This is a genomic window from Paenibacillus sp. V4I7, from assembly GCF_030817275.1.
Classification (GTDB): domain Bacteria; phylum Bacillota; class Bacilli; order Paenibacillales; family NBRC-103111; genus Paenibacillus_E.
Genome location: NZ_JAUSZD010000002.1, coordinates 6,972,733 through 6,985,000, shown reverse-complemented (window position 1 = coordinate 6,985,000; position 12,268 = coordinate 6,972,733). Strand labels below are relative to the sequence as shown.

The 12,268-nt window shown below is 45.5% G+C and carries 11 protein-coding genes, 8 tRNA genes and 1 rRNA gene (1 of these 20 cut by a window edge); 16 read left to right on the top strand and 4 right to left on the bottom strand.

The genetic code is table 11. The annotated features are described in order from the left end of the window. The 9 genes from QFZ80_RS32695 to QFZ80_RS32655 all read left to right on the top strand — a co-directional run. Positions 1-1,299: ribosomal RNA gene (locus QFZ80_RS32695) — 23S ribosomal RNA — on the top strand; it begins 1,619 nt to the left of the window's first position. 79 nt (positions 1,300-1,378) lie between these two features. Beyond that, positions 1,379-1,470 (top strand) — tRNA-Ser (locus QFZ80_RS32690). A gap of 27 nt (positions 1,471-1,497) precedes the next feature. Further along, positions 1,498-1,571: transfer RNA gene (locus tag QFZ80_RS32685), tRNA-Met, on the top strand. Positions 1,572-1,590: 19 nt separating this feature from the next. After that, positions 1,591-1,666, top strand: a tRNA-Val gene (locus QFZ80_RS32680). Between the two features lie 13 nt (positions 1,667-1,679). Next, a tRNA-Thr gene (locus QFZ80_RS32675) sits at positions 1,680-1,755 on the top strand. 10 nt (positions 1,756-1,765) lie between these two features. After that, positions 1,766-1,842 (top strand) — tRNA-Asp (locus QFZ80_RS32670). Between the two features lie 46 nt (positions 1,843-1,888). Next, a tRNA-Phe gene (locus tag QFZ80_RS32665) sits at positions 1,889-1,961 on the top strand. A gap of 46 nt (positions 1,962-2,007) precedes the next feature. After that, a tRNA-Tyr gene (locus QFZ80_RS32660) sits at positions 2,008-2,089 on the top strand. A gap of 9 nt (positions 2,090-2,098) precedes the next feature. Further along, positions 2,099-2,171 (top strand) — tRNA-Lys (locus tag QFZ80_RS32655). A gap of 115 nt (positions 2,172-2,286) precedes the next feature. On the opposite strand, the gene QFZ80_RS32650 is transcribed toward QFZ80_RS32655, so the two are convergent. The 4 genes from QFZ80_RS32650 to QFZ80_RS32635 all read right to left on the bottom strand — a co-directional run bounded on the left by QFZ80_RS32650 (position 2,287) and on the right by QFZ80_RS32635 (position 5,237). After that, positions 2,287-2,589: an MTH1187 family thiamine-binding protein gene (locus tag QFZ80_RS32650; RefSeq protein WP_307562914.1), complete on the bottom strand. Its 303-nt coding sequence runs from the start codon at positions 2,587-2,589 to the stop codon at positions 2,287-2,289. A gap of 93 nt (positions 2,590-2,682) precedes the next feature. Beyond that, complete coding sequence (locus tag QFZ80_RS32645; RefSeq protein WP_307551344.1) at positions 2,683-4,245, bottom strand: GMC family oxidoreductase; 1,563 nt, start codon at positions 4,243-4,245, stop codon at positions 2,683-2,685. Then, positions 4,242-4,838: a gluconate 2-dehydrogenase subunit 3 family protein gene (locus QFZ80_RS32640; protein WP_307551345.1), complete on the bottom strand. Its 597-nt coding sequence runs from the start codon at positions 4,836-4,838 to the stop codon at positions 4,242-4,244. The genes QFZ80_RS32645 and QFZ80_RS32640 overlap by 4 nt, the downstream gene beginning before the upstream one ends. 6 nt (positions 4,839-4,844) lie before the next feature. Next, a complete protein-coding gene (locus QFZ80_RS32635; RefSeq protein ID WP_307562912.1) occupies positions 4,845-5,237 on the bottom strand; it encodes a hypothetical protein in 393 nt (130 codons plus the stop codon). 265 nt (positions 5,238-5,502) lie between these two features. Here QFZ80_RS32635 and QFZ80_RS32630 point away from each other — a divergent pair, with 265 nt between their 5' ends. The 7 genes from QFZ80_RS32630 (at position 5,503) to QFZ80_RS32600 (ending at position 12,111) form a co-directional block, all read left to right on the top strand. Next, complete coding sequence (locus QFZ80_RS32630) at positions 5,503-6,354, top strand: NlpC/P60 family protein (protein WP_307551347.1); 852 nt, start codon at positions 5,503-5,505, stop codon at positions 6,352-6,354. Positions 6,355-6,495: 141 nt separating this feature from the next. Continuing rightward, entirely contained in the window at positions 6,496-7,611 is a 1,116-nt protein-coding gene (locus QFZ80_RS32625; RefSeq protein ID WP_307551348.1) for a PucR family transcriptional regulator, read from the top strand. Positions 7,612-7,722: 111 nt separating this feature from the next. Next, positions 7,723-8,853, top strand: a complete 1,131-nt coding sequence (locus QFZ80_RS32620) for an ABC transporter ATP-binding protein (protein ID WP_307551349.1) — start codon at positions 7,723-7,725, stop codon at positions 8,851-8,853. 172 nt (positions 8,854-9,025) lie between these two features. After that, entirely contained in the window at positions 9,026-9,967 is a 942-nt protein-coding gene (gene hprK / locus QFZ80_RS32615) for an HPr(Ser) kinase/phosphatase (RefSeq protein WP_171641333.1), read from the top strand. Between the two features lie 41 nt (positions 9,968-10,008). After that, entirely contained in the window at positions 10,009-10,983 is a 975-nt protein-coding gene (lgt, locus tag QFZ80_RS32610; RefSeq protein ID WP_307562910.1) for a prolipoprotein diacylglyceryl transferase, read from the top strand. Beyond that, entirely contained in the window at positions 10,961-11,620 is a 660-nt protein-coding gene (gene ppaX, locus QFZ80_RS32605; RefSeq protein ID WP_307562908.1) for a pyrophosphatase PpaX, read from the top strand. Before lgt ends, ppaX begins: the two co-directional genes overlap by 23 nt. After that, entirely contained in the window at positions 11,617-12,111 is a 495-nt protein-coding gene (locus QFZ80_RS32600; protein WP_171641338.1) for an acyltransferase, read from the top strand. Before ppaX ends, QFZ80_RS32600 begins: the two co-directional genes overlap by 4 nt. Positions 12,112-12,268 lie beyond the last annotated feature (157 nt).

Here is a 12,268-nt window from a genome sequence, read left to right as displayed (position 1 = left end):
GCCAGGCGAAGGTGCCCGTACCGCAAACCGACACAGGTGGGTGAGAAGAGAATTCTAAGGCGCGCGGAAGAACTCTCGTTAAGGAACTCGGCAAAATGACCCCGTAACTTCGGGAGAAGGGGTGCCTCGGTAGGGTGAATAGCCCGAGGGGGCCGCAGTGAAAAGGCCCAAGCGACTGTTTAGCAAAAACACAGGTCTGTGCGAAGCCGCAAGGCGAAGTATACGGGCTGACGCCTGCCCGGTGCTGGAAGGTTAAGAGGAGTGGTTAGGGACCTCGGTTCCGAAGCTATGAATTGAAGCCCCAGTAAACGGCGGCCGTAACTATAACGGTCCTAAGGTAGCGAAATTCCTTGTCAGGTAAATTCTGACCCGCACGAATGGCGTAACGACTTGGGCGCTGTCTCAACGAGAGATCCGGTGAAATTTTAATACCTGTGAAGATGCAGGTTACCCGCGACAAGACGGAAAGACCCCATGGAGCTTTACTGCAGCTTGATATTGGACTTTGGTACGATCTGTACAGGATAGGTGGGAGCCTTTGAAGCCTGAGCGCCAGCTTGGGTGGAGGCATCGTTGGGATACCACCCTGATCGTATCGGAGTTCTAACCTGGTACCGTGATCCGGTATGGGGACAGTGTCAGGTGGGCAGTTTGACTGGGGCGGTCGCCTCCTAAAATGTAACGGAGGCGTTTAAAGGTTCCCTCAGAATGGTTGGAAATCATTCGCAGAGTGCAAAGGCATAAGGGAGCTTGACTGCGAGACCTACAAGTCGAGCAGGGACGAAAGTCGGACTTAGTGATCCGGTGGTACCGAATGGAAGGGCCATCGCTCAACGGATAAAAGCTACCCTGGGGATAACAGGCTTATCTCCCCCAAGAGTCCACATCGACGGGGAGGTTTGGCACCTCGATGTCGGCTCATCGCATCCTGGGGCTGAAGTAGGTCCCAAGGGTTGGGCTGTTCGCCCATTAAAGCGGTACGCGAGCTGGGTTCAGAACGTCGTGAGACAGTTCGGTCCCTATCTGTCGCGGGCGTAGGAAATTTGAGAGGAGCTGTCCTTAGTACGAGAGGACCGGGATGGACGTACCGCTGGTGTACCAGTTGTCTCGCCAGAGGCATCGCTGGGTAGCTATGTACGGAGGGGATAAGCGCTGAAAGCATCTAAGCGCGAAGCCCCCCTCAAGATGAGATTTCCCAGTATGTAAGACCCCTTGTAGACGACGAGGTTGATAGGTTCGAGGTGGAAGTGCAGCAATGCATGCAGCTGACGAATACTAATCGGTCGAGGGCTTAACCAATAAACCTAAAATTCTAACTTTACGCAAGTTTCGTATCTAGTTTTCAGGGAATAATATTTCCTGAGTGTATATATATCTTGGAGAGATACCCAAGTGGCTATAAGGGGACCCTCTGCTAAGGGGTTAGACTGCGTAAGTGGTGCGAGGGTTCGAATCCCTCTCTCTCCGCCAGTTTCCAAATATATATACCTTTTGTGTGGCGGCGTAGCTCAGCTGGCTAGAGCGTACGGTTCATACCCGTAAGGTCGGGGGTTCGAGCCCCTCTGCCGCTATCATAAAACCAATCCAGTCGGAGGCTTAGCTCAGCTGGGAGAGCATCTGCCTTACAAGCAGAGGGTCGGCGGTTCGATCCCGTCAGCCTCCACCATTTTTATCTTTATGCCGTTGTAGCTCAACTGGTAGAGCAACTGACTTGTAATCAGTAGGTTGGGGGTTCAAGTCCTCTCGACGGCACCATTTATAGTTTGGAGCTGTGGTGTAGTGGCCTAACATGCCTGCCTGTCACGCAGGAGACCGCGGGTTCGAATCCCGTCAGCTCCGCCATTTATTTTTTTTAGTAAATTAGGACAAGCTAAAGACAATTACATAAGGCTCGGTAGCTCAGTCGGTAGAGCAGAGGACTGAAAATCCTCGTGTCGGCGGTTCGATTCCGTCCCGAGCCATTGAGATGGTTGTGCTGCAACAATGCAGCATGGTTATCTCTCATCTGGAGGCTTAGTGAAGTGGCTAAACACGGCAGACTGTAAATCTGCTCTCTTCGAGTTCGGTGGTTCGAATCCATCAGCCTCCATTTTACCTTGAGTCATTAGCTCAGTTGGTAGAGCACCTGACTTTTAATCAGGGTGTCGTAGGTTCGAATCCTACATGACTCACTTTTATAAGTAAACGTTGAAGGCCGTGAGGTCTTTTTTTGTTTTATATAATCTCCAAAAGGCAGAGTTCGCCCCTTACATAAAGAAAAAGCATCCATAAGCAGGATGCTTTTTTCTATTTCAACTTGTCTGCAACGGACTTCATTTTTTGCTTCATAGAGGCCGGTTTGTCACGGCGATCGTCGATTTTGATAGATGTCGAGACTCGCTCTGCACCATTCGTAAAAGGGACTTCGTGGGCGGCTCGAATGACTTCAAGCAATCGATCTATGGGACCCTCTAGAATGGTACCCATAGGTGTCATTTCAAAAGCGATATCGGAATGTTTCTCTAGTTCTTTGTGCAGATCTGCAACATAACCGCTAAGACTGGTGGTAGCTGTTCCTATAGGGATAATGGTGAATTCTGCGATAGCCATGGAGGTCACTTCTCCTTTCATTGTCTAAAGCTCTCTTCCATTGTAGATGAGTAACTACAGGCAATGCAATTCACCATGAAGCTAGCTTGCCAATTAAGAGCTAGCAAGTTCAATAATATAATCGGCAGTTCTAGCTGCAAGCGCCATGACCGTGTTGGTGGGATTCCCTCCACTGGAGGTTACGAAGAGACTCGCATCGCAAATGAACAAATTCGGGATGTCGTGGCTTTGACCGTAAGAATTGACGACGGAGGTAGCTGGATTATTCCCCATGCGGCAGCCGCCCATGAGATGCTGTGTATCAGATACCACGTAGGCAACCTCGCCTCCGGCTGCTTTGAGGATAAGTTTCATATTCTCTACTGCGTGATCGATTAATTTAAGATCGTTATCTCCATAATTGAAGGTCACGGAGGCACGAGGCATTCCGTTTTCATCTTTTTCAGCGGATAAGGAGATATGGTTGTCCCATTGTGGTAGCACTTCACCAACCATGGTTAAACGTCCATAATAGTTGTAATCCAGCATGATTTGCCTAAGCTGTGGCCCCCAGACGGGCTCGTGAGACGCTTTGCTGATCCCTTGAGCCATATCTATAGGTCTCGAGCCATGAGAATGAATCGTATAGCCACGTGCGAAGCCTCTGTGCGGATCAGTTTCATAGAAATCTTGTGTAGAGGCTAACACAGGTGTGCCTTTGTACAATCGAACCTCTTGCTCAAATTTGGCGTAGACATCATTACTGCTATGCGTCATAATCGAACGGCCTACCCAGCCGCTGGAATTCGCTAGACCGTCAGGAAATTGAGGAGTAGCTGAGTGAAGCAGCAGGCGAGGTGTCTCGACAACATGAGCGCATAAAATAACCGTTTTGGCACGTTGGCGGTAGGTGGTTCCCTGGTTAACAAAGAGAACACCATTGACATGTCCCTGTGTATCGACTTCAATTTGTGTAACCATACAATTAGGAAGAATTTCGGCCCCGGCTTGAACGGCCTTAGGAATATGAACGATCAAGGTACTAAACTTGGCATTCGGCATACAGCCTTCGATACAGAAGCCACGATTGGTACATGGAGGACGACCTTCAAAAGGAGCAGATAGAATAGCAAGCGGTGTAACCGCGGATTGAATACCAAGTGCTTCGCAGCCCTTTTGAAATAAATAAGCATTAGGACTTAGGGGGTCGCGCTCTGGATAAGGGTAAGGCCCATTGAAATTTCCCCAAGGGAAATGTTTCGGTCCGGAAACAGCTATTTCTTTTTCGATTCTACTATAGTAGGGCTCAAGATCTTTGTAGTGAATGGGCCAATCTTCACCTACGCCGTCAATGGACTTTGTTTTGAAATCTGATTCATGGAAGCGCAAAAAAACACCGGTAAAGTTCTGCGTCCCGCCGCCTATTCCCCTACCCGAATGGTGGCTCCCCATTCCAAATGGTTCTGTCCCATCAACAATACGAGTATCCTCCCATGCTAAACTCCGCATACTCAGCTCGTCACTAGCGAAATCCTTCTGAGGATCCCGCCAAGGGCCAGCATCGAGTACAACAACACTAAGGCCGGCTTCACTCAACTCTTTGGCTAGTACACCGCCTGCTGCACCTGCACCTACAATTACGATATCGACAGCATCATGTTCATGTCTCCACTTCATGGCTTCCTCACTGCCTCCCAAGGATCAAGTTGGCCAGGGTCTGCTCTCACATATCCACGAGGATAGGCAGGGCCGCCAAAACCGATCTCCGACCAAACTAAAGGATGTGAGTAATAGGCCTCTACACTTAATTGAAGGAGTTTATGAAACAGTGCTTTTTGTGGAATGCCCTCCCACGCTTCTGTTAGAGGGTAGCTAGCATCGCTGATTTGGCGCATGATTTGCTTTTGAGCAGCTTCGTCTAATTGGAAGAAAGGTCGGCTATCGGCTATCCATCCAGCCTCGTCAATAGCTTTAAGTCCCTGACGCAAGAGTTTTTGAAGAGGGGGGACATTGACCTTGCGCTGTCCTTCCCCTTTATTTTCTGCTAACGTTTGATCAATATGAGTAAGAATCGCTTGAATAATATCTCCTCGATGATCATCCATCAGCAAAGCGCACCAAACCCGTAATGTTTCCGCTTCTACTGGCGTTAAAAAACGGTGCGAATGTTCACGCTGAAGTCGGGAGGTCACAATAGACCGTGTATGGGAATCCCATTCCTTTTGTTCATCCATGACGTTGTAGGTCGGATAATAGGTATGATTCTTCATGGTAAGTCAACCTCCATAAATAGCTGTAAGACCAAAAATGCTAATGACTGAAAATAGTAAAGGCATCATCACTGGCGGCCCCGTAAGAAAATTACGTAATGCTAAGCCGCCTATCCGTTTCTGAACACCCTTGATGTGAAAAATAAAGCCGATTATTCCTTGAATGACACCAAGCCAGAAGCAGATATGGGTCACTATATACCAGCCTTTGCTATTTAGCAGTGTACTGATGATGGAGACGAAACTAATAACAAGAGCCAGGATAACCGGACCCCACATAAATTTGTTATGAAAGTTTTGTCGATAATGCGATAAGGTCACCTGGACCCATATGAAGAGATAGGTTACTCCTACCAAGAAAATGATGACACGATCTAACGACCACTGACTCCAAACCATTTGTCTGAACCTCCTATAGGATGAAATCACCCCAGTACAATTATTTCCAAATTAACAAAGATTATGAGTTTGTTTTAATTAACCAAATTTGCCAAGCTCCTCATGATCTAAATTAAACCAATGATATATTTGGCAAACTTACCAATGGTATGCCTGAAAGGAAATAATTTAGGAATGAAAGACTTTTCATTACCATGGTAACCTTGTACAAGGAAGTGAGAACTTTCCCATTTCTACAAATAACATGATGCTGGAGGAAATATTTATGATAAAGAGTCTTGCACACCGTACTTTGGGGCTTACAGCGGCGATAACCATTGCATTATCTGCTGTTACAGCAGTTTCTGCTTACGCGGCTAATGATGATATGGACGCGGTTTCCCTGGCAAAGAAAATGACGGGTGTTGATTATTCCAAAAGTAATGAATCGCCTTCGGCAGGTTTTGATTCTTCAGGCCTGATCTATTACGTCTTTCAAACTCTCAACTACTCGGTTCCTAGATCACTGGATGAGCAGTTTAAGATGAATAAAACGAAGATTACGAACATAGCAAAAGCAGAGCCTGGTGACGTCTTGTTCTTTGGTAGTGGTGGGAAGCCATCGTATGCTGGGATTTATGTCGGTCAAGGCAAAATGGTCATGGCATCTCAGAGCAAAGACGAAGTCGTCACTCGCAATGTAAATGATGTTAAGAAGGATTTCATAAGTGGCCGGAGCATTCTATCCGCCAAGGATCGTTTGAAAGCTGAACTTATTTTAACGGCTCAGAAATACTTAGGTACACCATACGTCTTTGGGGCAAAATATGGACAAACTAAAACGATGGATTGCTCTTCCTTTACAAAAACGGTTTTTGCTGAATATGGCATTATACTGCCGCGTGTTTCCCGTGATCAAGCGAAGGAAGGTACATTTGTTAGCAAAAGTAATTTGCAGACCGGAGATCTAGTTTTCTTCACAACTGTGGATTCCGGCAAAAATATCGGACATGTTGGTATCTATGTGGGTAACGGAAATATGATCCATACGTATGGTGAAGGTGGCGTGAAATTCACTTCCATCAATAAAGAATGGTGGGCGGATCATTATGTAACGGCTCGTCGAGTGTTAAACTAAATCACCTAACGAAACAGATCCCTTTTGCAGCAGCTGCAGGAGGGGTCTTTCATATTCACATGAGTGGGGGGACATATGTTACAATTAAGAAGATAGATGAAGATAGATATAGAAGATATATAGGAGTAAGGAGAGAGGCAGATGGATTGGGAGCGTGTAAAAGAGCGTTTGGAAGCGGTTTTACAGTCGCCTATGCAGATTAACTTGATACCCGAGGCAGATTGGGAGCATTTGGCGGAAGAGCAGGCAGAGAATCTTGAGAGCTTTAGTCGAAGTGTTGTGCGTGGTCAGGATGTACTTTTTTATTTATCCAAAGAACACAAAGATATTCGCATTCTGCAGGTTTCAGAAGCCAAACTAACATCTTCAGAGCGCAAGCTTGTCGAGTTAACGGTAGAGTCTAAGATGACACAAGAAAAAAAGCAGTGGGGAGTCTTTTTATCTGAAGATGAAAGAAAGGCGCACCAATTAAGAGATTGGCTGCTGCAACAGATGGAACGCGGTTCAACCCATGCTGAGCTGCCAGATGCGCTTGCTTCACAATCCTCTCTGTATTCAACGAAAATTCCGCTGTTGTTATATGGGGACTATTCTCAGAATCAGCGCGTTTCCTATGCGGAACTGAAGAAACTGTTGGAGTCCTTCTTTGAATCGGAGATTATCCTGATTCCTTTACTAGAAAAAGAGTGGCTGATCCTAGCACCCGAAGGTCTACTAACTAGTGGTAGCGAAGAGCGAGAAGGGGATGAGGAAGAAAGCGTAGAGCAGATACTCGACGCTCTCGGCTCAGGGCTGTATGAAATGCTCGCTAATGAGTGGGTTGGCGAATGCCACCTAGCCATTGATTATCCAGTAAAGCCTTCGAAATCGCTGTTTGCCACGATTCTCAAGCTGAGGGAGACGATCATGTTAGGGCGTTCCTTTCATGTAGGCAGCTTTATTCATCTTCGTTGGGAGCTTCGTTTGGAGAAGCTGCTGCACTTGATTGATGAAGAGGAAAAGGCAGAATTCCTAGAGCAGGTACTTCGCGGCATAGACCATGTACTGGATGCAGAGACCGTAATCACGCTGGAACATTTCTTCACACTAGACTGCAACGTTAGTGAAACAGCGAAGAAGTTATATATACATCGAAATACCTTGCTATATCGTTTGGACAAGTTTAAAAATGAGACCGGACTCGATGTGAGAACGTTCAATCATGCGGTATTAGTGAGACTTGCATTACTATTGTACAAAGTAACGAAAAGAAAGTGATTTTTTTGTAGGGATTGTGCATAGTCAGTCCGGTCTTCGTAAGGTAAGATGAGTATATTGAAAAGTTGATCAGCAAGCATATGATCGATAAATCGTAGGGGGAATGAAACCATGGCAGGCGTACGTTTAAATCATATCGTTAAGAGATATTCTGGTGCAGAAGAATCCACAGTTAAAGATTTCCATCTTGAAGTTGAAGATAAAGAGTTCGTTGTATTGGTTGGAGCATCCGGTTGCGGAAAATCCACAACTCTTCGTATGATCGCAGGATTAGAGGAAATTACTGAAGGTGAACTTTACATCGGCGACCGCCTTGTAAATGACGTAGCTCCAAAAGACCGCGATATCGCGATGGTTTTCCAATCTTACGCTCTTTACCCACATATGACTGTATATCAAAACATGGCATTCGGCTTGAAACTTCGTAAATTCAAAAAAGCAGATATCGATGCTCGCGTTCGTGAAGCAGCGAAAATCTTGGATATCGTTCATTTGCTTGATCGCAAACCAAAAGCTCTTTCCGGTGGTCAACGTCAACGTGTTGCCTTGGGTCGTGCGATTGTTCGTGAGCCACAAGTATTCTTAATGGATGAGCCGCTTTCCAACTTGGATGCGAAACTTCGTGTACAAATGCGTGCGGAAATCACAAAATTAACAAAACGTCTTGGTGTTACAACGATCTACGTAACGCATGACCAAATCGAAGCAATGACAATGGGCGATCGCATTGTTGTTATGGATAAAGGTATCATTCAACAAGCAGCTACACCTGAAGAAATCTACAACTTCCCAGTGAACATTTTCGTTGCGGGCTTCATCGGATCCCCATCCATGAACTTCATGACAGGTACATTGACGCAAGAAGGCAGCGGTATTTTCTTCAAAGCAGGTACTGTGAATGTTGAAGTTCCAGCTGGTAAAGCACAAGTACTGAAAGACAAAGGTTTCGTTGGTAAAGAAGTTATTTTGGGTGTTCGTCCAGAAGATATCCACGAAGAGCCAGTATTCTTGGAAGCATCCCCGAAAACAGTATTCAACGTTAACGTTGAATTGACAGAGAACTTGGGTCATGAAATGTACTTGTACCTGCAAGGTATCGGCGCTAACACAGTTATCGCGCGTGTTGACGGTCGTTCAGGAATCAAAGAAGGCACAAACGTTAAATTAGCACTTGATATGAACAAAGTTCATTTCTTCGATAAAGATACAACATTGTCCATCTTGGTTAACCCTAACCTATAAGCTTTAACAGAAAGGCCAGCCGTTATCGGCTGGCTTTTTTGTATATGATGGTGATTAACGAACACTTTAGTTGATTTCAACTAGCTATTCCTTTACCATGAAACTATTGGAATAATAGCAAATATGCAGAGAAGCACGTTTTGCGCAGGCAAAACTCGGAGGAGACAGGACGATGGCCAAAAAAGTGAAGGTTTCCGAATTGGTAGAGGTACTCCATATGGAGGTTCTTGCAGGTGAATCTGGACTGAAACGTCCAATAACAACCGGTGATCTGTACCGTCCGGGTCTTGAGATGGCGGGATACTTCAATTACCATCCACGAGAACGTATCCAAATGTTAGGGAAGACGGAAGTCACGTTCATGGAGATGTTGACAACAGGCGTTAGAAGGAATCGGGTAGAACAGCTATGTTCACCGGAGGAAACACCTTGTATTATCGTAACAAGAGGACTTGATGTTCCAATTGAACTTCTGGAAGAAGCGACAAAGCGTGATCTCCCGGTCCTTCGCAGCCAAATGTCTACGACGATCTTCGCAAGTCGGTTAACTGGGTTTCTAGAAAATAAATTAGCTCCAAGTACAACGATCCATGGCGTACTTGTAGATGTATACGGTATTGGTATGCTCATTACAGGGAGCAGCGGCATCGGGAAAAGTGAAACAGCGCTTGAGCTTGTAAAAAGAGGCCATCGGCTTATTGCTGATGATGCAGTAGAAATTCGTCAAAATGGCGATAAAGTGCTGACAGGAAATGCTCCTGAGCTTATTCGCCATTTGCTTGAAATTCGCGGTGTGGGTATCATTAATGTGATGACTTTATTCGGAGCTGGCGCCATCCGTAACGTGAAGAAAATTTCGGTTGTTGTTAAATTAGAAAATTGGCAGCAGGATAAGCAGTATGACCGATTGGGTCTTGATGAGGAATTAACACGCATCATTGATACGGATCTGCCGCTAGTCACGATTCCTGTTCGACCAGGACGAAACTTAGCGGTTATCGTGGAAGTGGCCGCGATGAACTATCGTTTAAAACGAATGGGATATAACGCGGCACTTCAGTTTACGAATAAACTGACAGAGTCGCTGAATGAAGATTTTGAGGATTTCGATTGATTAAGTAGCATCTAATGTAATGATAATGAAGGAGTGAAACTATGCTCGAAAGTGTTGCGTTTTCCTTAGGACCGATAGACGTCCGGTGGTATGGCATTATTTTAGGTACAGCCGCATTAATAGGTTTGTTACTGGCAATCCGAGAAGGGAAGCGATTCCGAATCATTCCTGACTTTTTCATGGATTTATTGTTAATTGGGGTACCATCAGCCATTGTTGGCGCTAGACTGTATTATGTAGCCTTTCAGTGGGACGATTATAAGGACAATTTAGCTGAAATTTTTATGATATGGCACGGCGGTATTGCCATTTATGGAGCGCTTATTGGTGCTATTATCGGTACTTTTTTCTACGTAAGGGCCAAAGGGTACTCGTTCTTGAGAATCGCGGATATTTGTGCACCAGGTTTAATTGTGGGACAAGCGATAGGACGTTGGGGTAACTTCATGAATCAGGAAGCCCACGGAGGCCCTGTTACGGAGTCATTCTTACGTGACTCTTTACACCTACCTAATTTTATCGTGAATCAAATGAACATTGAGGGTACGTTTTATCACCCGGCATTTCTGTATGAATCGGTCTGGAATTTCTTAGGCTTGCTAGTTCTACTCTGGCTTCGTCGCAGACCTTTCCTGCGGGCAGGAGAATTATTTTTCAGTTATTTTATCTGGTATTCCATTGGTCGTTTCTTTATCGAAGGTGTGCGTACAGATAGTCTTGATTTCACAGGGCCTACGTGGCTTGCGTCGCTTTTGAATGCATTGTGGTCACCAATGACAGTTGTATTTGAACCGGGCGTACTTACCTATGGTGGCAATGTGAGATTCTCGCAGCTGTTAGCGCTTCTGATCGTGATTGGGATGGTTATTGTTATTATCGTGAGAAGGAAAAAGGGATACGCAAATGTGCGCTATGCAGATACGATTGTTTCCACGAAAGCTGAAGAGAATAACAAAGTAATGAAAGATCAAGATGTAGATAAAGGAGCAGACTATGATTCAAACCGTACTGTTTGATCTGGATGGAACGATTGTTGATACGAACGAGCTTATTGTGCAATCTTTTTTGCATAGTTTGGAAGGCGAGACGGCAGAGCCTGTCAGTCGGGAACTCATCATTCCGAATATGGGGCGTCCGCTTGTGGAACAAATGGAATTTTTTACAGGCCGAAAAGAGGTTGAAGAAATCATTAAGAAGTATCGAACCTTCAACTTATCCAAGCATGATGAGCTGGTCAAAGAATTCCCGAATGTACATACAGCGATGGCAAAGCTGCACGCAAACGGGATTAAAATAGGAATCGTAACGAGCAAGATTCGGCAAACCACTTTGATGGGCTTAAAGCTCTACGGACTGGATGCTTTCGTGAGTACCATCGTGACCGTTGAAGATGTAAAGGAGCCGAAACCGCATCCGGAAGGCATAATTGCAGCGCTTAAGATGTTAGGAAGTACTGCGGACCAAGCGGTGATGGTTGGAGACAGCCATTATGACATTGAGGCAGCCCATAATGCGGGCGTTATATCTGTTGGCGTATCTTGGTCATGGAAAGGGCGCTCCTACTTAGAGCAGTACAACCCGGATCATCTGATCAACGATATGCTAGACCTGCTTCCTATTGTGGGGCTGACGTCGGATGTGGATGCTGTTTGAGAAAAACGGATAAGTATCCGGTAGATGGACCTAATGCTTTGTGGCAAATCTATCATACCGTTAGCAAATGGAAGGCGATGCGGAATTTCGTATTCATTCAAATAACGCGGTACTCGCCTTCACTGCGTATGAAAAATTGGATCTACAGACACGTACTGGGGATGAAGGTTGGTGAGCATACCGCTTTTGCTTTGATGGTGATGGTGGATGTCTTTTTTCCAGAGAAGATTCATATAGGGAGCAATACGATTATTGGGTACAACTCGACGATATTGGCTCATGAATATTTAACCAATGAATATAGACTCGGGGATGTAAATATTGGATCGCATGTGATGGTAGGTGCCAATACGACGATTCTGCCCGGTGTGACGATTGGAGACTATGCCATTATTGGAGCGGGTTCGGTTGTGCACAAGGATGTAGCGCCGTATAGCTTTGTGGCAGGAAATCCACTTCAGACGATTCGTGAAAGAATGAATGAGAAATGAGAGTTGTATGCTATAGAGCCGTACAGCTCTTTTTTTTGCGTACGAATGAGGATATCTAAGAGCTGATAATCAGGGGAAAGACGATTGACGGTCCTAAGCTTACGTGATAAAATAGCCGTACATTCTTTATTTTGGTAGTATGGTAGCACGTTACTGT